The following is a 21016-nucleotide window of genomic DNA, read 5'->3' as shown; positions in this document are numbered from 1 at the left end:
CCTCAGGACAGCATGTCCTGCATCATTTCCTGCAACACATCCAGGTCGAACGGTTTGGCGAGGATAGGCGCCGTGCGCGTAATCGGGCTGTCGGTTTCACGGATTTCCTGCGGATAGCCGCTGATGAATATCACCTTCAGCTCCGGTCGCAGCTTGATCGCGGGCTCGGCGATCTGCACCCCGGAGATTCCGCCCGGCAGGCGGAAGTCGGTGATCATCATGTCCAGGTGCGGCTTGCTGGCGAGGATCTCGAAGGCCTGCTCGCCGTTTTCGGCCTGCAGTACCCGGTAGCCCTCCCCCGACAGATAGGCCGACAGCACCATCAGAATCGAGGGGTCATCTTCGACGATCAATACGACATCTTGTGCATCTTCACTCATGGGAAGCCTTTGTTCGGTCAATAGCTGCTGATACGACCATGGGGTCGATCAGAGGTTGCGTTTATCGGACTGTTTTCCTACAGCGGCAGACAAACGCGAAACAGGGCGCCTTCGCCAATCCGGCTTTCGACGGTAATGGTACCGCCATGGGCGGTCACTATCTGTTCAGAAATAAACAATCCCAACCCAAGCCCGGCGACGGCGTGTTTGGCCGTGACGCGCTCGAACTGCTGGAAAATCCTGTGCTGGTTCTCTTCACTGATGCCGATCCCGAAGTCACGCACTTCCACCCGTGCTTCACCACGCTCACTGTACACCTTCACGGTAATCGGACTCTTGGCCCCGTAACGCAGGGCGTTGGTCAGCAGATTGGAAATGACCTGCTCGATACGAAACTCATCCCATTGGCCGACCACCGGTTGCTCGGCCACCAGGGTCACCGACGACTCGGCGGCCTCGATCTGTGCGGCGAAGTTCTGCAACAGGTTGCGAACCCGTTCCGACAGATCGAAGCGTGTCGGTCGAATCGACAGCTTGCCGGTGCGAATACGCGACACATCGAGCATGTCTTCGATCAGGCGAATCAGGCTTTTGATCTGCCGCTCATCGCGTTCGACCATGGCCTGCATCTTGTCGAGGGTAAACGCCGCAGCGTTATCCCGGGCCAGGTGCATCTTGCGCAACTGGGTCTCGAGGATCAGGCCATTGAGCGGCGTGCGCACTTCGTGGGCGACGATCGACATGAAGTCATCGCGCATCCGCACGGCCTGCTCCAACTCCAGCTGGGTACTCTGCAAGCGCTTGAGCAGCGCTTCCTGCTCGCGCCGACTCTGCTCCAGCGCCTCGACCTGTTGCTTCATGGCCTTGCTCTGACGAAACAGCTCGACGAACACATTGACCTTGCTCTTGACCGCATGAATGTCCAGCGGTTTGTGCAGGAAGTCCACGGCACCGCTTTCATAGCCCTTGAATGCGTAATTCAGCTCGCGACCGGCGGCACTGACGAACACGATCGGAATGTTTTTGGTCTTTTCCGTGCCACGCATCAACTCGGCCAGTTCAAAACCATTCATGCCGGGCATCTGCACATCGAGAATGGCCATGGCGAATTCGTGCTGCAACAACAGCGACAAGGCTTCATCGGCGCAAAGCGCCTTGTAGACGATGCGATCCTCGCGCTTGATCAGCGCTTCGAGCGCCAGCAGGTTTTCCGGCAGATCGTCGACAATCAGCAGTTTGGCCTGGAAATTACTTAGCATGCGATTTGTTCCAGCTCGACAAGCAAACGGCCAATGCCGCGGATAGTGAGTATGTGGTCAGGCTGGTGAATATCCAGCGCCGCCTGGGGCATGGTCGCGACCTGCGCCTCGTCCGGGTCCTGCACGACCGTCAGTCCGCCACGTCGCTTGACCTGCGCCAGGCCGTGGGCGCCATCGCGGTTGGCGCCGGTCAGCAGCACGGCAGCCAGTTTCGGCCCATAGGCATCGGCAGCCGATTCGAACAAGTAGTCGATGGCGGGTCGCGAATAATGCACGCGGTCTTCAAGGCTCAAGGAAAAGCTGCGGTCCTGCTCCACTGACAAGTGATAGCCGGGCGCGGCGAAATACAGGGTTCCGGCTTCGATGCGACTTTTGTCGCTGGCCTCCAGAACCGGCAGGGCCACCCGTCGGGCAAATACTTCCGCCAGGTGGCTGCGCCGCTCATCCGGCAGGTGCAGTACCACAACGATCGGCAACCCATAGCCTTCGCGCAGCGGGGTAAGGATATTGAGCAGCGCTTCAACCCCGCCTGCCGACGCGCCGATCACGATTGCTTCTATAGAAGGCAAGCCCATGGCGTCGTTCATGATTTACGGTAGATCCGCTCCTGCTTGGCCAAGGACTCGAACTGATTGCCATAGGCCGAAAAATCCGGGGTTTCCTTGCTCCCAAGCACCAGAAATCCACGGTGGCACAGTGACTCGTGAAACAACCCGAACGCGCGATCCTGCAATTTTTTATTGAAATAAATCAATACGTTACGACATGAAATTAATTGTGTTTCTGAAAATACACTGTCGGTCGCCAGGCTGTGGTCGGCGAACGTCACGTTCTCGCACAGCGACTTGTCGAAAATCGCGTAGCCATAGGCAGCCGTGTAGTAATCGGCGAAGGAGCGCTGGCCTCCGGCGTGCTGGTAATTAGACGTATAGGCCCGGACATTCTCCATCGAAAAAATGCCTTGCTTGGCTTTTTCCAGGGAGCGCGGGTTGATGTCGGTGGCATAGATGATGGTGCGATCGAGCAGGCCTTCTTCGCGCAGCAAAATCGCCATCGAATAGACCTCTTCGCCCGTGCTGCAGCCGGCGATCCAGATCTTGATCGACGGGTAAGTCTTGAGCAGCGGCACCACTTCCTTGCGTATGGCCAGAAAATGCGAGGGATCACGGAACATTTCACTGACTGGAATCGTCAGCAGCTGCAGCAATTGCATGAATGCCTTCGGATCGTGAAGAACCTTCTCCTGCAGGGCCGAAATGGTGCCGCACTCGAACTGGCTCAGCGCGTGCGTCACCCGGCGCTTGATCGAAGCGCCGGAATAATCGCGAAAATCGTAGCTGTACTTAAGGTAGATCGCCTCGATCAACAAGCGCAATTCGATTTCGCTGTTTCGCTCACCTGAATAGTTGCGCTCCACTAGATACGTTCCATCTTCGGCAACCACACACGAATCAGCGAAAACAGGCGATCCAGGTCGATGGGCTTGGCCAGGTAATCGTTGGCGCCCGCCTGCAGGCAGCGCTCCTGATCGTCCTTCATGGCCTTGGCCGTCACCGCAATGATCGGCAGTTTGCGCCAGCGCGGGTCCTTGCGGATTTCGGTGGTGGCTTCGAAGCCATCCATCTCCGGCATCATCACATCCATCAACACCAGATCGATGTCCTCGACTTCATTCAATCGATCAATCGCCTCAAGGCCATTACGCCCGATGATCACGACTGCGCCCTTTTGCTCCAGTGCGCTGGTGAGGGCGAAGATGTTGCGTACGTCGTCGTCCACCAGCAGCACTTTGCGCCCTTCGAACACCTTGTCGCGGCTGCGGGCGGTCTTGAGCATGGTCTGTCGTTCATGGGACAGCCGGGATTCGACTTTGTGCAGAAAAAGTGTGACCTCATCCAGCAAGCGCTCGGGCGAACGCGCGCCCTTGATGATGATCGAGCGCGAATACTTGCGCAGTTCGGTTTCTTCGTCCCGGGTCAGATTGCGCCCGGTGTAGACGATCACCGGCGGAAACGAGCAGATGTCCTCGGTCGACATGCGTTTGAGCAGGTCATTGCCGAGCATGTCCGGCAGTTTCAGGTCGATGATCATGCAATCGAAGATCGTGGTACGCAGCAGGTCCAGTGCATCTTGCGCCAGGCCGACGGCGGTGATTTCGATGTCATCGTCGCCGATCAGACGGGAAATGCTGTCGCGCTGCAGGTCATCGTCTTCCACCAGCAGCACGCGTTTGACTTTCTGGGTCAGCTTGGCTTCAAGGCGCGCAAAGACGTCCTTGAGTTCTTCGCGAGTGGTGGGCTTGACCGCATAACCGATGGCGCCCATGTGCATCGCCGCCTCGACCCGGTCTTCAACGGAAATCACGTGCACCGGTATGTGTCGGGTTTGCGCGTGCTCCTTGAGGCGTTGCAGGACGGTCAACCCGGAATGATCGGGCAGGCGCATGTCCAGCAGGATCGCGTCGGGGCTGAACTCGCGGGCCAGGTCGTAGCCTTCATCGGCACCGTGGGCCACCAGGCACTGATAACCCAGCTCATGGGCGAGATCGTAGAGAATGTGCGCAAAGTTCGGCTCGTCCTCGACCACCAGAATGCAGCGGGTAGCGAACGGCGCCCGGTTGCGGTCATCGTCGAAGCGCGGAATGTCTTCGACAATCAGCGGTGCCGAGATGGCCGGCGCCACGGGCGGGGCTGCCGCTACCACCACTGGACGCATCGGTTCGACAGGGTCGTCCCCCGCTTCGACGTATTGTTGCGGCAACACCAGGGTGAACACGCTGCCCTCTCCCGGTGTACTGCTGACGCTGATGGAGCCGCCCAGCAAAGCGGCCAGGTCGCGGGAGATCGACAGGCCCAGCCCGGTGCCGCCGTAACGTCGATTGGTGGTGCCATCGGCCTGGCGAAAGGCTTCGAAAATGCTTTCCTGCTGATCCTCGGCAATGCCGATCCCTGTGTCGCGCACCGTAAAGGCAATGCCGTGGTTGGGCGCCGAGGCAACGCTGAGGCTGACGCTGCCCTTTTCGGTGAACTTCACCGCGTTCGACAGCAGGTTCTTGATGACCTGCTCCAGCCGCTGGCGGTCGGTAAAGATCAACGCGGGAGCGCTGTCTTCCAGCGTGGCGTGGAATGCCAGTTGCTTGTCCGTGGCCAATGCCTGGAACATCCCGCGCAAGCCATCCACCAGACGCGCAACGCTGGTGTTTTCCGGGCGGATCTCGAGTTTGCCGGCCTCGACCTTGGAAATATCGAGAATGTCGTTGATCAGGTTGAGCAAGTCATTACCGGCGCTATAGATCGATTCGGCGAACTTGACCTGTTCGGCGCTGAGGTTCTCCTGAGGGTTTTCCGCCAGCAACTTGGCCAGGATCAACGAACTGTTCAGCGGCGTGCGCAGTTCGTGGGACATGTTGGCGAGAAATTCCGACTTGTACTTGCTGGAACGCTGCAGCTCTTCGGCGCGCTCTTCGAGTTGACGCTGGGCCTGATTGAGCTCGGTGTTCTTCAGGTCCATGGCGTCGCGCTGCTCGGCCAGAATGGTTGCTTGTTCGGCGAGTTGTTCGTTGGTCTGCTCCAGCTCCACCTGCTGGGTTTCCAGGTGTGCCTGGGACTCCTTGAGGATTCGCGACTGCTCTTCGAGTTCTTCGTTGGCGGTCTTGAGCTCTTCCTGCTGCACCTGTAGCTCTTCGTTGAGTTGCTGGGTTTCGGCCAGCACTTCCTGCAGGCGCTGACGATAACGCGCGGCCTCGATGGAGGTGCCAATGTTGGCCGCTATCAGCTCAAGCAGTTCGATGTCGCGATCGATCAGTGGGCGCAGGAAACCCAGTTCGATGACGCCATTGACCCGATCGTCGTCGCTGGTCGGCACAACCAGCACACTGTGCGGCAAGCCCTGGCCGAGGCCGGAGGTGACCTTGAAATAATCGCTCGGCACGTTGTCCAGGCGGATCAGGCGTGCCTGTTGCGCCACTTGGCCGACAATGCCTTCGTCACTGTAGATCTGCTGATCGAGGGCTTCCTGCTCACGGGAAAAGCCGTAGGACGCCACGCGCCTGAGGCCGCCGTGCTCTTCGCGGACATACAGCGCGGCCACGGCGCTGCCCAGGTACTGCGCACAGAACTGCAGGATGTTGCGCCCCAACAGATTGAGGCTCAGTTGCCCCAGCACTTGTTCAGCCAGTTCGGTCTGGCCATTGCGCAGCCAGGCTTGCTGCTCCAGGCGATGGGCGCTGGCCTGCTGCGCGGCAAGGTTGGCGCTGTAACTGTTGGACAGATTGAGCAAGTCGCGACGGCCAATGTAAGCCAGCAAGCCACTGATGCCAGCGATGAACAACAGGTAGAGACCGATACTCCAGACCGTCGTGCGCCGCACCTCATCGTTGCGGGTGGTGCGCAGTTGTTGCTCCATGTCGATCACGTCTTCGAATTGCTTGCGGATCTCATCGGTCAAGCGCTTGCCTTTCCCAGCCCTTACCGCGCCGCGATAATCGCCGCTGGTTCGCTGCAAATCGATCATGCCTTGCGCATAATCGGCCCATTCCTGTTGCAACGCCTGCAGGCGGTGCAGACGGTCGGTCTGGGCCGGGTTGTCGCCAGTCAATTCGAGCAAGGTTTTGAGGACGACCTCGATTCTCGGCTTCGCCGTTTCATAGGGTTCGAGAAATTTTTCGTCACTGCTGAGCAGGAAGCCGCGCATGCCGGTTTCCAGATCGACCGTCAGCTTGAGCGCTTCATTGGCGTTATTGATCACTCGATCCGTGTGCTCGACCCACTGGATCGTCGACAGCAGGTACATGATCAACGAAACGAAGAACACCGCACTGACAGCGCCGACACCCAGCGGGAGGCTGATATTGCGGCTCAGGAGTTTGCGGAACCGTTGCTCATCAACTGAAGACTCAGAGGTCATAGTCAAGCCTTGTCCAACCGGTGAAAACCAAGGAGTTTGCCCCATAAATGGCGCATTGATCCAATTTCTGATGCGTTTTTGTGCGATTTCCTACATTCAGCTGATTTGATGCCACAGGAGCGGTTATCCTTCCATGTACTGTGTCACTACTCTTTTTATAGCCTGTCGGGGAACTTGTCGGCAGTCGTCATTTACTCATGCAAGACGCCGGCGATTTAGATCGACTGGCAACCCTCACCAATTTTCGAGATGCCACCATGTCCGCCAACGCTCCCATCATCCTGGTCGTCGAAGACGATGCCATCGTGCGCATGTTGATTGTCGATGTGCTGGAGGAGCTTGAGTTCAAAGTTCTTGAAGCCGATGGCTGCGAACAGGCTCTGGATTTCCTCAATGACGAAGACCAGCACATCGACTTGATGATGACCGATGTCGGCCTGCCGGTGATGGATGGTCGGGAACTGGCCGAGCAGGCGCGCATGCTGCGCCATGAATTGCCGGTGCTGTTTGCCAGCGGTTATGCCGAAAGCATCGAAGCGCCCGAAGGCATGCATGTGATTGGCAAACCCTTCTCCATCGATCAGTTGCGGGACAAGGTCAAGAGCATTCTCGAGTGATCCTGCTACCCGCCGTGGTGTAATACCGCCCCTCTTTTACTTGCCTGCCCCCTGCACGCTTCAAGGAACCCCCGTACATGAGTCAACCTCGCGCAACCAGCGTCCTGGTCATTGGCTACGTCTGGCCCGAGCCCCGCTCCTCCGCAGCCGGTGGCCACATGATGCAAATCCTTGAGACTTTCCTGCAGCAGGGTTGGGATATCACCTTCAGCAGCCCGGCCGGCAGCGGTGAGCACCGGGCCGACCTCACGGCGCTGGGCATTCGCGAAGTGCCGATCGAGTTGAACAACAGCAGTTTTGACACGTTCATCCACGAACTGGCGCCGGATGTGGTGGTGTTCGATCGCTTCATGATGGAAGAACAGTTCGGCTGGCGCGTGGAGAAACATTGTCCTGCCGCGCTGCGCGTGCTTGAAACCTCTGACCTGCAAAGCCTGCGCGATGCCCGGCATCAGCGACTCAAGGCGCGGCTGAAGGCCAGTGACGACGTCAATGATTTCACGGACTTGTTCGCGCCTGCATTGCGTGAAGAGTTCGAGTTCATGGCCGATACCGATCTGGCCAAACGGGAAATCGCAGCGATTTATCGTTGTGATTTGAACCTGATGACCTCCGAAGTGGAAATCGAGTTATTGGTTGAGCAATTCAAACTTGCGCGAGATCTGCTGCACTGGTGCCCACTGATGGTTGATCTGCCAAACCAACCGCCGGCATCGTTCGAAGATCGCGCGCATTTCCTGCACATTGGCAACTTCCGGCATGCGCCTAACTGGGATGCGGTGCTCTGGCTGAAAACCGTCATCTGGCCAATGATCCGCGAGCAAATACCTGACGCGCAGTTGCACATCTATGGTGCTTACACGCCGCCCAAGGCGACCGCGCTGCACAATGCCGCCCAGGGTTTTCACGTGATGAACTGGGCGGAAGACGCGTTGCAAGTCATGTCAGCGGCACGAGTGTGCCTGGCGCCGCTGCGTTTTGGTGCGGGAATCAAAGGCAAACTCGTCGATGCGATGCTCTGCGGCACGCCCAATGTCACCACCCCGATGGGGGCGGAAGCCATGCACGGCGAGCAAGCGTGGCCCGGCGCCGTGACCCGGTCCGCTCGCGACTTCGCCGACAACGCTGTGCGGCTGTATACCGACAAGGTTCTGTGGCAGCGTACGCAGGGTCAAGCGCAGGCTCTGCTAGCCAGCCGTTACCAGCAATCCATTCACGGGCCCGCCCTGATTGAAAGGCTGGTTAATTGCCAACGGCATTTGGCGCAGATCCGCCGGGACAACTTTACCGGCAGCATGTTGCGTCACCATCATCACAAGAGCACTCAGTACATGGCGCAATGGATCGAGGCAAAGAATCGCATTCCCTAAAAGTCTATTGCGCTTCAAATAACGTGACGCGCCAAAAACCGTGTTCGGCTTTCCCTTTAAAGAGCGAATAACTATGTATCTGGTGTGTGGCGAAGCGCTGTTCGATTTCTTCAGTGAAAACGACGCCAGCGGCCTGGCTTCAAAAGTGAATTTCAAGGCGATTGCCGGCGGCTCGCCGTTCAACGTTGCAGTAGGATTGCGCCGCTTGGGCGTGGACGTGGCGCTGTTTGCCGGGTTGTCGACCGACTACCTGGGGCGGCGCTTGTTGCAAGTGTTGCAGGATGAAGGCGTAGGCACCGACTATCTGGTGGATTTCGCGGCGCCCACCACCCTGGCCATGGTCGCGGTCGGGGCCAATGGCTCGCCGCACTACAGCTTCCGTGGTGAAGGCTGCGCCGACCGCCAACTGAAACCGCAACATCTGCCAGAACTGGGGCCGCAGGTGCGCGGGTTGCACATCGGTTCATTTTCGCTGGTGGTGCAGCCAGTGGCCGACACACTACTGGAACTGGTGCGTCGCGAAAGTGGCCGGCGCCTGATCAGCCTCGACCCGAACGTGCGGCTTAATCCCGAGCCGGATATCGAGCTGTGGCGCTCACGGATGGCCACGCTGGTCGAGCACGCCGACCTGATCAAAGTCAGCGACGAAGATTTGAGCCTGCTGTATCCCGGACAAGCCCCTGCGCGAGTGATCGATGGCTGGATGCAACACCGTTGCCAGTTGGTGTTTTTGACCCGGGGTGGCGAAGGCGCCACCGTATTCAGTCGCGCTCATGGTTCATGGTCGGTTCCCGCCTGTTCGGTGAAAATCGCCGACACCGTCGGTGCCGGCGATACTTTCCAGGCGGCATTGATTACCTGGTTGACCGAGCACCAACTGGATTCGGTTGAAGGTCTTGGAAAACTGAGTCGCGAGCAGATCGACGCGATGCTCAGGTTTGCGGTTCAGGCCGCCGCGCTGACGTGCAGTAAGACCGGACCGGACTTGCCGTATCGCCATCAGTTGGACCTTCGCTGAACCGGGGGGCCCTATCGCGAGCAAGCTCACGCCTACGATTCCTGGTCATGCACAGCGACCGGTGTGGGAGCGAGCTGGCTCGCGATGACGATCCTTCAGGCGCAGAAACAGCCGTGCTTACAACACCGAGAAGTTGTAGCTGACAATCAACCGTGTCTCATCCACATCCCGGGCGAATTTTTCGTAGTTGGTTCGGTACGTCGCGTTACGCAAGCGCAAGCTCACATCCTTGAACGTGCCGCTCTGCACCACGTACTTGAGCTCGCTGTCGCGCTCCCATTCCTTACCTTCCACGTCGCTGCCAGGCACCTTGATGTGATCGCCGTTCACATAGCGGGTCAGGAATGTCAGGCCATCCAGGCCGATGCCCTTGAAGTCATAGTCGTAGCGCAACTGCCATGAACGTTCCTGCGCGGCCGCGAAATCGTTGACTTGCACATAGTTGACCAGGTACGGGTTGGAGCCATCCAGATACGGCATCGAATTGTCGCCGTTCATGCGCTGCCACCCTGCGCTGAACGTATGGCTGTTGATGGCGTAGGCAAGCATTGCGCTCAGGGCGCGGTTGTCGATGGACCCGGCGCGGGCGGCACCGCTGTCGGCACTGTCGATCACGCGCATATCGGCCTTGAGCACACCGCTGCCCAACGGTTGGTTGCCCAGCAAGCCCACGAACTGCTGGCGGTAAATGTCTTCGAGCTCCGAGTAGTGATACTGGGCTGTCAGGCGATCGTTGATCGTGTAATCGACGCCGTACATATCGAAGTGATCAGCGGTGACGTTGCAGGCATAGCGCTTGTTCTTGCAGTTCACGCGGATGTCCTGGGCATCGGTGGAGTCCCGGGCGGTGTACTTGTCCAGTCGCGCCGCCATGAGGGTCAGATCGTTCACCTCTTTGGAGGTCAGCATGGCGCCGTTGAACATCGTCGGCAGCAAACGCCCGTCGTTGTATTTGAGCAGTGGCAAATCGGGCCGCAATGCGCCGTATTTCAGCACGCTTTTCGAAACCCGCACTTTGGCCGTCAGGCCAAGCTTGGCGTATTGGTCTGCCGAACCGCGCGGGTTTTCCCCACTGGATGGCAGCAGGCCGCTATTGCTGCTGTCGGGACTGGAGTCAAGCTTGAAGCCGGCCATGCCCAAGGCGTCGATACCAAAACCGACTGTGCCCTCGGTGTACCCCGACTGCAGGTTGAGAATAAAACCCTGGGCCGACTCGTCACGCTTGGAGGCGCCCTGTTCGGTGGAAGTGTGCCCATCACGGAAATCACGATTGAAATACATCGTGCGCGATTCGATGTTCGCCGTGGTGTCGTCGATAAAACCGCTCGCTTGGCTCGATCCGGTAAAACCGGCGCACAGGACCAGAGCGCCGAAGCCGAATGACTGGCGCACGGTGATAAAGGTAAAGGGGGAACGCATTTAAAACTCCAACAGTGCCGCTTGCGCCAAAGCGCAAGCAGCCAAAAATAGCCTTCATCCAGGCCAATGGCTGGCCTGAAGAAGTGAAAACGCAGGGGGTGATGGGCAATGATGGCAGAGGGCTTTCTTTACAAGGATACGACCTTAGTCTGAAAGACTCCGCCAAACGGTAGTGGCCAGGCGACAGGTGGCATTCAGGCGAGTTAACCAATGCTTAATCACGCAGTCAAACACTCTACTGGACCGCACGCCCTCAGAGCCCTCTGACGCCCAGTGCGGCAGGTTCGACGAAACGTCGAACTGACTTCCGTCTGCACTGGAGAACGCCCCATGAACTCGCGCACCCTGCTCGTTTCCGCCGCCCTGGCCTGTGTCTCATTGACAGGCATGGCTCAGGCCAATGACACCTCCACCACTCAGGCCGTGCCTTCCTATCATTACGGCATGCCGCTGCACGTGGGCAAAGTCATCGCGCTGACCGAACCTGACACCCTGGATTGCAAGGTGATCAGCGCGCACATGAAATACATCGATGAGCAGACAGGCAAACCCGCAGAAATCGCCTACAGAAAACTGTCTGATGCCTGTAGTTATCAGAACTGACTGAAAAGTCTGAAATAACACCTTGCGGTATTCGTGAAAGGATTCAGGCGCTATGCTCTAGCGCCTTCCCCCACTGCCGCAAGGATTCGCCATGCAGTTATCGTTTCGCACATTGTCGATATTCACCGCCGCATTATGTCTGCTACTGGCGCTGGTCTGGGGTGTGATGCCCAAGTGGTTGCTGGCGACCTGGGACATCGAATATTCACTGACGGCGGGACTGATGGCACGGCGCATCGCCGTACTGTTTGCAGCGCTGTGCGTGATTTTTTATCGGGTCCGCAATGAAGCGCCTTCCCCCATACGGCAAGCGCTGAGCTATGGCTTTATGGTCGGCTGCTGGGGACTGGCAGCACTGGGTTTCGGCGAATGGCTCAATGGCCATGCCGGTCCGGGCATATTGCTGGCGGTCGGATTCGAACTGGCGCTGGGCCTGGCGTTTTTCCAGACCCGGCGCGTGTCGGCGGAGCTTGAAACAGCGGGCTAACCGACCTTGCCAACCACGTGGCGGTGCTCGCTTTCTGTATGGTGAAGCTGCAGGTCGGAACGCAGTTCGGCGATCAAATCATTGATTTCCCGGCAACCATTCAGACGTTTTGCATTTATACCCGTCTTCAATAGATCCAACTGATCGGTTGCACCGTCCGAATAGACTTTCACCGTCATCGACAACTCCGACGAGAGCGAACATTCACACCGCTTCGGTAGAAAACTGCTTTCAATGATGTTGCGTAGCTCCAAGGCAGATAAAAACATGGTGACCCTCTCCTTCGTGAGACTGCCAATCAATTATCGGCACTGACTCATGTGAAATCCTGGCCAGCTTGAGAACTACTCCAGCATAAAACATGCCTTGAATTTCGCCGTGCAGTTCATCGGTAAATCAATCAGTTATTCAAACCCACTGATTCTTGACCATGCAATTTGCAAAAATCACATTCAGAAGCCCTGCAATTTGCACACTTCGGTGGCGGGTTTGCATTAGCCATCGATGCCGTCAAAAATAGAGACATGTTTATTCAGTATCCGCTGACACCGCACAGAGGCAAGGAGGCAACATGGGTTACTGGACCATTAACACCACCGTTGGGCTGATAGTTGCCGCGCTGTCCAGCGCCGCGCACGCAGCAAAACTTGAAGAAGTCGCGCCCTTTCCCAAACCTGAGAGCGGCTTTGCCCGCCAGGTTATCCACCTCACGCCGCAGGCCCGTGAAGATGATTATCAGGTCGAGATCCTTGCCGGAAAGACCTTGAAAGTCGACTGCAATCGGCAACGCCTGGGCGGCATTCTCGAAGAGAAAAACCTTGAGGGTTGGGGCTATCCGTTCTACCGCCTGGAAAAAGTCATCGGCCCGATGAGCACCCTCATGGCGTGCCCGGATGGCAAGAGCCACCAGGATTTCGTGCCGGTGGTCGGGGACGGATTCATGCTGCGCTATAACAGCAAGCTGCCGATCGTACTGTACGTGCCCAAGGACGTTGAGGTGCGTTATCGAATCTGGTCTGCCTCCAGCAAGGTCGATAAAGCCGTCGAAGAGTAGCCGTGAAGCGGACGGACGGCGTCCGCTTGCCGGCTGACTCGCTTCACGCCGGGGCGTCGCATAATGCGGCGCGCTCGGCCACATGCCGCAAACTGTCGAAATTGATGTTGGCCCCCGAATCGATGGCCACGAAGGTCAGGCCGCGGGCTGCGCTTTTTGCCACGTACTTCTTGATGCCAGCCACCGCCAATGCGCCGGAAGGTTCGGTGATCGAGCGGGTATCGTCATAGATATTCTTGATGGCGGCGCAGAGTTCGTCATTGCTGACGGTCAGTACCTCATCGACGCAAAACCGGCACACCTCGAAACCATGGGCGCCGATCTGTGCGACGGCCACGCCATCGGCGAAGGTGCCGACGCGCGGCAGAACGACGCGCTGATCCGCCTGTAATGCGGCCTGTAAGCAAGCGGAATGTTCCGACTCGACGCCGATGATGCGTATTTCAGGGCGAAGGTATTTGACGTACGCCGCGATTCCGGCGATCAAGCCGCCACCGCCCACCGGTACGAAAATCGCGTCCAGCGGACCTTGATGCTGACGCAGGATCTCCATGGCCACGGTGCCCTGTCCCGCGATCACATCCGGGTCGTCGAAGGGCGAAACAAAAGTCTTCCCGGTTGTTTGCGCCAGGTCCAGCGCAAAGGCCAGGGCAAATGGAAAGCTCTCGCCGTGCAACAACGCTTGTGCGCCACGGCTGCGCACCCCGAGCACCTTCAGTTCCGGTGTGGTAGCGGGCATCACGATCGTTGCGTCGATCCCCAGCTCACGCGCCGCCAGTGCCACGCCCTGGGCGTGATTTCCCGCCGACGCCGTCACCACGCCCCGCGCCTTTTGCTCAGGGCTCAGCTGTACCAGTTTGTTGTAGGCGCCTCGGATCTTGAAGGAAAAGGTCGGTTGCAAGTCTTCGCGCTTGAGCAGGATTTGATTGCCCAGTGCTGCGGACAACGCCGGCGCCGCTTGTAACGGCGTGCGCACCGCCAGCTCATAGACTGGCGCAGCAAGGATCTTTTTAACGTAATGCTCAAGCAGGGATTGTTGGGCGGGCACGCGGGTCATGATCGTCTCCTGACATTGATCAGAGCCCCGAGACAGAAAATGAAAACCCGCCTCTAGGGCGGGTTGGGTGCTGCAGTCGTGAGCTAGCCCGCCAAATGAGGAATGGCGGTAATAATGCTTGGCTGGCAGCGCAATACGGTGGAAGTCATGCCCGGAAAATAGCCGGGCGCTGATGGCAAGTCAATGGCCAATTCCCTTTGGCCTGTTGATCCGGAATTTGCAGCCTCGTCGAGAGTGCTCTCGCCGCCAAGGCAGCTCCCATACTTGTTGAGCGCTTCAAATACCCTGCCGATGATCTCATTCACTTCGCCAGCCGCTTGAGTCCCAGTACCATCACCCCTGCCCCGAACATCATCGCCAGCAAAAACAACGGATAAGAAACCCACCACGGGGTTCCCGCCGTCATCATGCTGAACTCGGACATGCCGCCGATACTCGCGATCAGGTTCAGCGGCAAAAACACCACGTTGATCAACGTCAGTTTGCGCAGCAGGTTGTTCATGCTGTTGTTCATCAGGTTGCCCCGGGCGTCGATGAGCCCGGAGAACACCGTCGAGTAGATTTCCGCCTGCTTGTAGCACTGATTGTTTTCGATGATCAGGTCGTCGATCAGACCAATGGCATGGGCGCCGAAGTGCTCCTTTTGCGCATGATTGCGCAACCGGGTCAGCACCGCGCCGTTACTGTGAATGGCGTTGATGTAATAGATCAGGCTTTCGCTGAGATTGAACATCTGGATCAAGTGCTGGTTCTGCATCGACGCGTTGAATTTCTGCTGCAACTCGCGGGCAACCATCTTGATCACCTTGAGGTGCCCCAGATAGTGATGGATGTTGTTGAACAGCAATTCGAGCAGCACATCCAGGGGCGTGTTCAGCGGCTGGCGCTTGCCGAGCCCGCTCAGGGGCGCATCGTCGGTGGCGATCACCAGCAAGCGATCCGGGCAAAACAGCAGGCCGCACGACGACACTTCGAAGGCCAGGCTGTCGGCGCCGGAGTAATTGTCCGGTCGCTTCCAGATCAAGAAGAGGTTGTCCGGATGAAACTCGATACGCGACACCTCGTCCGGGTCGAGCGCCGAGGCCAGGGCATGATCATCCAGCTTGAAATGACTGTGCAGCAGGTCCCGTTCGGCGGCGTCGGGATTGCTGAACAACATCACCTCGGCGTCCAGTCTTTCGACCGCGTGCAGCGTGCCGTGGGTCAATTGATAGCTTTTGATCATGGGCCGCTCACCAGGCCTGGCCGCGACGCTTTAGTTCCAGGCGCCTGACGAACTCTTCCAGCACCAGTGAATACAGATCGTCCTGCAAATAGGCGTCTTCGATACCGGCGTCCATGTTCGGGTTGTCATTGACCTCGATCACCACCACTTTGTCGCCGGACTGCTTGAGGTCGACGCCGTACAAGCCATCGCCGATCAGATTCGCGGTCTTCACCGCCAGTTCCACTACCGCGCGGGGGGCTTCGTGAACCGCCAGGGTCCGGCATTCGCCATTGATGTCCTGGCCCTTGGCCTTGTGGTTGTAGATCTGCCAGTGCCCCTTGGACATGAAGTACTGGCAGGCAAAGATCGGTTTGCGGTTGAGTACGCCGATGCGCCAGTCGTACTCGGTGTAGAAGAATTCCTGGGCCAGCAACAGCACCGAGTGTTCGAACAGCTCGGCCGTGGCTTCGAGCAATGCTTGCTGGCTTTCGACCTTGATCACGCCTCGGGAGAAACAGCCGTCGGGAATTTTCAGCACCAACGGAAAACCGAGGCGCTCGCCGACCCGTTCGAAGTCCTCCGGTCGTTCCTTATAGAGGATTTCGGTGGCGGGCATGCCCAGTTGATGACTTTTGAGCAGGTCTGTCAGGTACACCTTGTTGGTGCAGCGCAGGATGGAGGTCGGGTCGTCCATCACCACCAGCCCTTCGCTCTCGGCTTTCTTGGCGAAACGATAGGTGTGGTTGTCGACGCTGGTGGTCTCGCGGATCAGCAAGGCGTCGTACTCGGCAATTCGCGCGTAATCCTTGCGCTCAATCAACTCGACGTCGATACCCAGGGTCTTGCCGACCCTGACAAAGTTGTCCAGTGCCTTGGCATTGGACGGCGGCAAGGCTTCCTGGGGATCGTGCAATATCGCCAGATCATAACGCGCCAGGCGCCTTGATCGCGGTAATCGCCAGATCTTTCGACTAAAACTGTCCAGCGCATTCGCAAACTGATCTTCCTGGTCCTCACGCAACTTGTGCAAGGCACCAAACTTTATAACTTCGATGTGCCAACCGTTAGTTCGGCGAAACTCCACTAACAGAATGGGACAAGCAAACACTTCAAATAGTTGGCGCGCCAGATCCTGTAAAGGTTCGATGTTGGTTTTGCCGAAATACAAGGTCAGGGTAAAGCCTTCGGTATCACTGTAGAGGTGATGGCTGAGGGCCTTTTCCAAAGTCTTATCCAGGTCATCCAGCGCAAGTCCATACAGGGACTTGCGTGTCAGCTCGCTGATCGTCCGCACCGATGGAATGACCTTGTGCCCCCGCGCCTCGGCCAGTAGCGAACAGTAGTAGCCGTGCCCCAGGTACTTGTAGCTGCGGCACAGGTTGATCACCTGGACGCGTTTGCCCTGGTCATTGTCACGGGTTTGCTCAAGGTACTCCTGGGCCGTAACGATGTCTTCACTGGGGAAGTAAGAGGCCCAGTCTTCCTTGCGTTCGACAATGATAATCAATTGGCTGGAAGTTCTATTCGCATCATTTAAATAAGTTGCAGAAGTGATTGCTGTCGGCAAAGTTTGTTCGGATACTTCGCGCCAATGACCCTGTACCGCTGACATAGTGATTGATCCGTTGGAGAACAAGACCTTTCCTATTAAGCACGAACTTTTTCGAAAGTCCCGTTTCGTTACGCAACTTTTACGGTGGTCATATGAATCTGATTTTTCGGTTGGCGGTCACTGAGGATCTACCGGCACTACTGCAACTTGAAGAACAGTGTTTCACCACCGATCGGCTCAACAGTCGCAGCTTTCAATGGATGATCAATCGGGCACACGGCCAACTGCTGGTGGCCCAGCGCGGCGAGAACCTGGTGGGGTATGCCGTTGTGCTATTCCATCGAGGTACGTCGCTGGCGCGCCTGTATTCGATCGCGATCGCGGTTCAGGCGCGGGGCAGCGGTTTGGGCAAACAATTGCTCGAGCGGATCGAAGCCTGTGCACTGGAACACGATTGCGCCTATTTACGGCTGGAAGTGCGCATCGATAACCCGGCGGCCATTGCCCTGTATGAGCGCAATGGCTATCGGCGCTTCGCCTTGATTCACGACTATTACCAGGATCATGCCGACGCGTTGCGCCTGGAAAAGCGCATCCTTGAGCACCGCGACTCACGAAACATCCAGGTGCCCTATTACCCGCAAACCACCGATTTCACCTGCGGCCCGGCCTGCCTGCTGATGGCCATGGGTGCTCTGCAACAGGGTCGTGTGCTGGAACGCCGCGAAGAATTGCAGATCTGGCGCGAGGCGACCACCGTGTTCATGACCTCCGGCCACGGTGGTTGCAGCCCACAGGGTTTGGCATTGGCGGCCTGGCGACGTGGATTTCGGGTGTGTCTGCAACTCAGCATGGCCGGCCCTTTGTTCCTCGACGGTGTGCGCGACGCGCATAAAAAAGACGTCATGCGTCTGGTGCACGATGAGTTCACACTGCAATTGCAGGCCACCGATGTCGAGTGTGTGATGGGCGGGGCATTGAACCTGCCACGTCTGCTGGAGCACGGCGGACAGCCGTTGGTACTGATCAGCAGCTATCGACTGACCCGTTCGAAATCCCCGCATTGGGTGATTGTCACCGATTGCGACGACGAATTCGTCTACCTGCATGATCCCGATGTGGATCACAGCCAGCATCGCCAACCCATGGACTGCCAGCATCTGCCGGTCAGCCATGGGGAATTCGACAAGATGTGCACTTTCGGCCGGGACAAGTTGCGGGCGGCGGTAATTTTGTATCGTAGTGAGTGAACGCTCCGTTTTCTGTGGCGAGGGGGCTTGCCCCCACGCCACAGGTATCCGCGTTATTTCAATCCCACCCTGTACAACCCGCCGTTTTCTTCATCGGTCAGCACGAACAGATAACCATCCGATCCCTGGCGCACATCGCGAATGCGTTGGTTGAGCACGAATCCTTTTGTCAGGTGAATCGCCGACAGCCTGGCTGCCCTGCCTTCAAGGGTTGCGGGTGTCCGAGTCTCGAAGAGGCGGATTGGGAATGAATTTGGGTGGGCTCGCGGGCGCCGGGCGATCCTGGGGATAGCGATTGCCGATACCGCCGTTATCGAGGGTCGGTGGCCTCGGTACCGGCACAGTGTTCGGCCCGCGGATGGCCGGCGCATTGGGCTGCGTGCCCTGCATGCTGTTTGGATTGGCGCGGCGAATCGGGCTGTTGTAGGGGTTGTTGTTGCCCGGCAGGTTTTGGGCGATCTGCAACGACGCACCTGCCCTTGCAGCTTCAGCCTGCACCGTTTGGCTGATGACGCCGCTCAGGGCGAGCGTGATGAGGCCAAGCATGCATCGGTTCATGGGGAGCCTCTCGACGTGAGCCAGAATAGAGTCTTCGATAGCACGCTACGCTCGGGGTTCGTATTTGTTAACAAAAACCTCCGACAAGATGTAACACGACGTTGACGCCCCATCGCGGCAGGGCTCAATGCGGCTGAAACTTTTTCAAGAGGCCATGGGTCACCTGATCATCACTCACGAGTAGACGACCATGGCGCGGGCAATCTGGAAGGGCGCAATCAGTTTCGGCCTGGTGCACATCCCAGTGGCGCTGGTCTCGGCAACGTCTTCCCAAGGGGTGGATTTCGACTGGCTCGACAGCCGCAGCATGGACCCGGTTGGCTACAAGCGCGTCAACAAGGTCACCGGTAAAGAAGTCACCAAGGAACACATCGTCAAAGGTATCCAGTTCGAAAAGGGTCGGTATGTGGTGCTCAGCGAAGAGGACATTCGCTCGGCGCATCCTCTGTCGACCCAGACCATCGACATTTTTGCCTTTGTCGATAGCGACCAGATTCCCTTGCAGAACATCGACACACCTTACTATCTGGCGCCGGATAAACGCGGGGGCAAGGTTTATGCGCTGTTGCGCGAAACGCTCACCCAAACCCAAAAAGTCGCCCTGGCCCGCGTGGTGCTGCATACCCGCCAATATCTGGCCGCGCTCATGCCGCTGGAATCGGCCATCGTGCTGATGAAACTGCGCTGGCCGGCGGAAGTACGCAGCCTGGACGAGTTGGCGTTAGGCCCTGACCTGACCAAGGCCGAGCTGACCAAGAGCGAACTAAATATGGCCAGGCGATTGGTGGAGGACATGAGCGCCGAATGGTCGCCGGATGACTACCGGGATGAGTTTGAAGACAAGATCATGGCCCTTGTGGAGAAGAAAGCCCAAGAAGGCAAGATTGAGGACGTTGAAACAGTCGCCGGCGAAGAGCAACGCAAAACAGCGGATGTCATTGACTTGACTGAGCTGCTCAAACGCAGTCTGGGCAGCAAGGCGCCAGGCAAGGCGACCGCAAAGCCCAAGCCGTCCGCCAAACCAGCGGCGAGAAAAAAAGCCAGCACGTAATGGGCGGGCCGCCCAGGATCATCGCAGGCAAGCCCGCGAGGCCCTCGGTCGGCCCGGCGAAAGCATCAGACGAGGATGAAGATGGCCAGCAACCCGCCAAAGATTGCCCACTTTTCCACGTAATAGCGTGTGCGGTTGCGCTTTTTCAGTTCTTTGCCGCGCAGACGAATTTTGTAGATTTTGCCGAACAGTCGATTGATGCCCCCGGTTTTGTCACCCGCCTCATTCGGCGCGCCGGCCGCCGCCATCACATTGCGGCTGAACCAGGTGTTGAACGCGGCCGCCCAGCGATACTTCATCGGGCGCTCAACGTCGCAAAACAGAATGATACGGTTCTGCTCGGTGGCGTTTTCAGCGTAATGGATGTAAGTCTCATCGAACATTACCGCTTCACCGTCGCGCCAATGGTAGTTCTCGCCATCGACATTGATGTAGCAACCGGCATCGTTGGGGGTTTCAAGGCCCAAGTGATAACGATAGGAACCGGCATACGGGTCGCGGTGACGCACCAGTTTCGAGCCCGGAGGCAATTCAGCGAACATCGCAGCCTTGATCGAACCGATGCTCTGCACCAGTTCAGTGGTGCGCGGACAGAGTTTCATCGCCGATGGATGGCTGTCGCCGTACCACTTGAGGTAGAAGCGTTTCCAGCCTGATTTGAAGAACGAGTTGAAACCGACATCGTCGTACTGGCTCGAGCGTTTGATCTCCCCTGCCCGCAACAGGTTTTGGCCTTCGGCGCGGATTTCTTCCCAGTGAGCCTGCAACGGGCTCAGGTCGGGAAAGTCGGCAGGATTGAGGAAAGGTTTGTTGGGTATCTTCGAGAAGAGATAAAGGAAGCAATTGATCGGGGCCAGAAACGTCGAGTGATCACTCAACTGGCGGCCCAGCTTGTGTCGCACCTGCCCTCGCAAGTGGACGTATGCGATGGAGACAACATAGATAGCGGCAATAATGAGTTTCACGGAAATCGTCACACGTCAGAATTGAACAAACTGCACCCCTTGGCAGCCCTTGGCCCAGGGGCTTGTGCAGAGTCTTAATACGAAAGCTGTCCCGAGGGCACATCCTTGAGCCGGCGCTGCTTATCGGCACCCGATGATCGGTGGCATTTTAGCCACAATTTGTAACCAAAAGTGAACCGAAGCCGCGAAAAACTGTCATCTCTCACCACCAAAACATCACCACTGCCTTTTTGCCTTATGGCTTAGAGAGCCAGCCCACCCAAA

Annotated in this window: 20 protein-coding genes and 2 pseudogenes; 8 read left to right on the top strand and 14 right to left on the bottom strand. The window is 57.7% G+C overall.

Features of this window, described 5'->3' with window-relative positions:
- Positions 1-2: 2 nt before the first annotated feature.
- From AC1Q6D_RS08190 to AC1Q6D_RS08170, 5 genes are all read right to left on the bottom strand, one after another.
- The gene (locus AC1Q6D_RS08190; protein WP_047528667.1) at positions 3-380 is read right to left on the bottom strand and encodes a response regulator; all 378 of its coding nucleotides are present in this window, start codon (positions 378-380) and stop codon (positions 3-5) included.
- A gap of 77 nt (positions 381-457) precedes the next feature.
- Complete coding sequence (locus tag AC1Q6D_RS08185; protein ID WP_090469526.1) at positions 458-1639, bottom strand: hybrid sensor histidine kinase/response regulator; 1182 nt, start codon at positions 1637-1639, stop codon at positions 458-460.
- Positions 1633-2226 (bottom strand): chemotaxis protein CheB, encoded by a 594-nt coding sequence (locus AC1Q6D_RS08180; RefSeq protein ID WP_103405671.1) that lies wholly within the window; start codon positions 2224-2226, stop codon positions 1633-1635. The genes AC1Q6D_RS08185 and AC1Q6D_RS08180 overlap by 7 nt, the downstream gene beginning before the upstream one ends.
- Complete coding sequence (locus AC1Q6D_RS08175; protein WP_103405672.1) at positions 2223-3056, bottom strand: CheR family methyltransferase; 834 nt, start codon at positions 3054-3056, stop codon at positions 2223-2225. Before AC1Q6D_RS08175 ends, AC1Q6D_RS08180 begins: the two co-directional genes overlap by 4 nt.
- Positions 3056-6544: a response regulator gene (locus tag AC1Q6D_RS08170; RefSeq protein WP_103405673.1), complete on the bottom strand. Its 3489-nt coding sequence runs from the start codon at positions 6542-6544 to the stop codon at positions 3056-3058. The genes AC1Q6D_RS08175 and AC1Q6D_RS08170 overlap by 1 nt, the downstream gene beginning before the upstream one ends.
- A 257-nt stretch (positions 6545-6801) precedes the next feature.
- Here AC1Q6D_RS08170 and AC1Q6D_RS08165 point away from each other — a divergent pair, with 257 nt between their 5' ends.
- The 3 genes from AC1Q6D_RS08165 to AC1Q6D_RS08155 all read left to right on the top strand — a co-directional run bounded on the left by AC1Q6D_RS08165 (position 6802) and on the right by AC1Q6D_RS08155 (position 9549).
- Positions 6802-7161: a response regulator gene (locus AC1Q6D_RS08165; RefSeq protein ID WP_103405710.1), complete on the top strand. Its 360-nt coding sequence runs from the start codon at positions 6802-6804 to the stop codon at positions 7159-7161.
- A 77-nt stretch (positions 7162-7238) separates the two neighbouring features.
- Positions 7239-8531: a glycosyltransferase gene (locus tag AC1Q6D_RS08160; RefSeq protein WP_103405674.1), complete on the top strand. Its 1293-nt coding sequence runs from the start codon at positions 7239-7241 to the stop codon at positions 8529-8531.
- A 73-nt stretch (positions 8532-8604) separates the two neighbouring features.
- Positions 8605-9549 carry a carbohydrate kinase family protein gene (locus tag AC1Q6D_RS08155; protein ID WP_103405675.1) on the top strand — a complete coding sequence of 315 codons (945 nt, stop codon included), beginning with the start codon at positions 8605-8607 and terminating at the stop codon, positions 9547-9549.
- A 117-nt stretch (positions 9550-9666) separates the two neighbouring features.
- Here the strand turns inward: AC1Q6D_RS08155 and AC1Q6D_RS08150 are convergent, their stop codons facing one another.
- Complete coding sequence (locus tag AC1Q6D_RS08150; RefSeq protein WP_103405676.1) at positions 9667-10968, bottom strand: OprD family porin; 1302 nt, start codon at positions 10966-10968, stop codon at positions 9667-9669.
- A gap of 330 nt (positions 10969-11298) precedes the next feature.
- Between AC1Q6D_RS08150 and AC1Q6D_RS08145 the strand changes: the two genes are divergently transcribed.
- Together AC1Q6D_RS08145 and AC1Q6D_RS08140 are read left to right on the top strand one after the other, a co-directional pair.
- Entirely contained in the window at positions 11299-11571 is a 273-nt protein-coding gene (locus tag AC1Q6D_RS08145) for a DUF2790 domain-containing protein (RefSeq protein WP_103405677.1), read from the top strand.
- Between the two features lie 91 nt (positions 11572-11662).
- A complete protein-coding gene (locus AC1Q6D_RS08140) occupies positions 11663-12058 on the top strand; it encodes a hypothetical protein (protein ID WP_103405678.1) in 396 nt (131 codons plus the stop codon).
- On the opposite strand, the gene AC1Q6D_RS08135 is transcribed toward AC1Q6D_RS08140, so the two are convergent.
- Positions 12055-12327 carry a DUF1652 domain-containing protein gene (locus AC1Q6D_RS08135; RefSeq protein ID WP_103405679.1) on the bottom strand — a complete coding sequence of 91 codons (273 nt, stop codon included), beginning with the start codon at positions 12325-12327 and terminating at the stop codon, positions 12055-12057. The two genes, AC1Q6D_RS08140 and AC1Q6D_RS08135, sit on opposite strands and share 4 nt — an antisense overlap.
- A gap of 302 nt (positions 12328-12629) precedes the next feature.
- Here AC1Q6D_RS08135 and eco point away from each other — a divergent pair, with 302 nt between their 5' ends.
- Positions 12630-13112 (top strand): serine protease inhibitor ecotin, encoded by a 483-nt coding sequence (gene eco, locus AC1Q6D_RS08130; RefSeq protein WP_103405680.1) that lies wholly within the window; start codon positions 12630-12632, stop codon positions 13110-13112.
- Between the two features lie 57 nt (positions 13113-13169).
- On the opposite strand, the pseudogene ilvA reads toward eco, so the two are convergent.
- The 4 genes and pseudogenes from ilvA to AC1Q6D_RS08110 all read right to left on the bottom strand — a co-directional run.
- Positions 13170-14169 (bottom strand): annotated as a pseudogene (ilvA, locus tag AC1Q6D_RS08125) (threonine ammonia-lyase, biosynthetic); the annotation flags it as partial.
- Positions 14170-14252: 83 nt separating this feature from the next.
- Positions 14253-14474 carry a hypothetical protein gene (locus AC1Q6D_RS08120; RefSeq protein ID WP_146041514.1) on the bottom strand — a complete coding sequence of 74 codons (222 nt, stop codon included), beginning with the start codon at positions 14472-14474 and terminating at the stop codon, positions 14253-14255.
- Positions 14471-15394 carry a magnesium transporter CorA family protein gene (locus AC1Q6D_RS08115; RefSeq protein ID WP_103405682.1) on the bottom strand — a complete coding sequence of 308 codons (924 nt, stop codon included), beginning with the start codon at positions 15392-15394 and terminating at the stop codon, positions 14471-14473. Before AC1Q6D_RS08115 ends, AC1Q6D_RS08120 begins: the two co-directional genes overlap by 4 nt.
- 7 nt (positions 15395-15401) lie before the next feature.
- Positions 15402-16988 (bottom strand): RimK family ATP-grasp domain-containing protein, encoded by a 1587-nt coding sequence (locus AC1Q6D_RS08110; protein WP_103405683.1) that lies wholly within the window; start codon positions 16986-16988, stop codon positions 15402-15404.
- A gap of 92 nt (positions 16989-17080) precedes the next feature.
- Here AC1Q6D_RS08110 and rimI point away from each other — a divergent pair, with 92 nt between their 5' ends.
- Positions 17081-18178: a ribosomal protein S18-alanine N-acetyltransferase gene (rimI, locus tag AC1Q6D_RS08105; RefSeq protein WP_103405684.1), complete on the top strand. Its 1098-nt coding sequence runs from the start codon at positions 17081-17083 to the stop codon at positions 18176-18178.
- A gap of 53 nt (positions 18179-18231) precedes the next feature.
- Here rimI and AC1Q6D_RS08100 read toward each other — a convergent pair.
- Both AC1Q6D_RS08100 and AC1Q6D_RS08095 read right to left on the bottom strand, forming a co-directional pair.
- Positions 18232-18333 (bottom strand): annotated as a pseudogene (locus tag AC1Q6D_RS08100) (PQQ-dependent sugar dehydrogenase); the annotation flags it as partial.
- Between the two features lie 49 nt (positions 18334-18382).
- Positions 18383-18736, bottom strand: coding sequence for a hypothetical protein (locus AC1Q6D_RS08095; RefSeq protein WP_103405685.1), 354 nt, complete (start codon positions 18734-18736; stop codon positions 18383-18385).
- Positions 18737-18926: 190 nt separating this feature from the next.
- On the opposite strand from AC1Q6D_RS08095, the gene ku reads away from it, so the two are divergent.
- A complete protein-coding gene (gene ku / locus AC1Q6D_RS08090; RefSeq protein WP_103405686.1) occupies positions 18927-19787 on the top strand; it encodes a non-homologous end joining protein Ku in 861 nt (286 codons plus the stop codon).
- Positions 19788-19852: 65 nt separating this feature from the next.
- Here the strand turns inward: ku and lpxO are convergent, their stop codons facing one another.
- Positions 19853-20752 (bottom strand): lipid A hydroxylase LpxO, encoded by a 900-nt coding sequence (gene lpxO / locus AC1Q6D_RS08085; protein ID WP_103405711.1) that lies wholly within the window; start codon positions 20750-20752, stop codon positions 19853-19855.
- Positions 20753-21016 lie beyond the last annotated feature (264 nt).

It is taken from the genome of Pseudomonas sp. MT92, assembly GCF_058792515.1.
This window is presented reverse-complemented; position numbering and strand designations above follow the sequence as displayed.

Coding starts and splice junctions, on each gene's coding strand:
- AC1Q6D_RS08140 (WP_103405678.1), top strand. CDS start 11,663: ATGCAGTTATCGTTTCGCACATTGTCGATATTCACCGCCGCATTATGT.
- AC1Q6D_RS08135 (WP_103405679.1), bottom strand. CDS start 12,327: ATGTTTTTATCTGCCTTGGAGCTACGCAACATCATTGAAAGCAGTTTT.
- AC1Q6D_RS08180 (WP_103405671.1), bottom strand. CDS start 2,226: ATGAACGACGCCATGGGCTTGCCTTCTATAGAAGCAATCGTGATCGGC.
- AC1Q6D_RS08160 (WP_103405674.1), top strand. CDS start 7,239: ATGAGTCAACCTCGCGCAACCAGCGTCCTGGTCATTGGCTACGTCTGG.
- ku (WP_103405686.1), top strand. CDS start 18,927: ATGGCGCGGGCAATCTGGAAGGGCGCAATCAGTTTCGGCCTGGTGCAC.
- AC1Q6D_RS08110 (WP_103405683.1), bottom strand. CDS start 16,988: ATGTCAGCGGTACAGGGTCATTGGCGCGAAGTATCCGAACAAACTTTG.
- AC1Q6D_RS08155 (WP_103405675.1), top strand. CDS start 8,605: ATGTATCTGGTGTGTGGCGAAGCGCTGTTCGATTTCTTCAGTGAAAAC.
- AC1Q6D_RS08150 (WP_103405676.1), bottom strand. CDS start 10,968: ATGCGTTCCCCCTTTACCTTTATCACCGTGCGCCAGTCATTCGGCTTC.
- AC1Q6D_RS08115 (WP_103405682.1), bottom strand. CDS start 15,394: ATGATCAAAAGCTATCAATTGACCCACGGCACGCTGCACGCGGTCGAA.
- AC1Q6D_RS08165 (WP_103405710.1), top strand. CDS start 6,802: ATGTCCGCCAACGCTCCCATCATCCTGGTCGTCGAAGACGATGCCATC.
- rimI (WP_103405684.1), top strand. CDS start 17,081: ATGAATCTGATTTTTCGGTTGGCGGTCACTGAGGATCTACCGGCACTA.
- AC1Q6D_RS08190 (WP_047528667.1), bottom strand. CDS start 380: ATGAGTGAAGATGCACAAGATGTCGTATTGATCGTCGAAGATGACCCC.
- AC1Q6D_RS08145 (WP_103405677.1), top strand. CDS start 11,299: ATGAACTCGCGCACCCTGCTCGTTTCCGCCGCCCTGGCCTGTGTCTCA.
- AC1Q6D_RS08185 (WP_090469526.1), bottom strand. CDS start 1,639: ATGCTAAGTAATTTCCAGGCCAAACTGCTGATTGTCGACGATCTGCCG.
- AC1Q6D_RS08095 (WP_103405685.1), bottom strand. CDS start 18,736: ATGAACCGATGCATGCTTGGCCTCATCACGCTCGCCCTGAGCGGCGTC.
- eco (WP_103405680.1), top strand. CDS start 12,630: ATGGGTTACTGGACCATTAACACCACCGTTGGGCTGATAGTTGCCGCG.
- AC1Q6D_RS08170 (WP_103405673.1), bottom strand. CDS start 6,544: ATGACCTCTGAGTCTTCAGTTGATGAGCAACGGTTCCGCAAACTCCTG.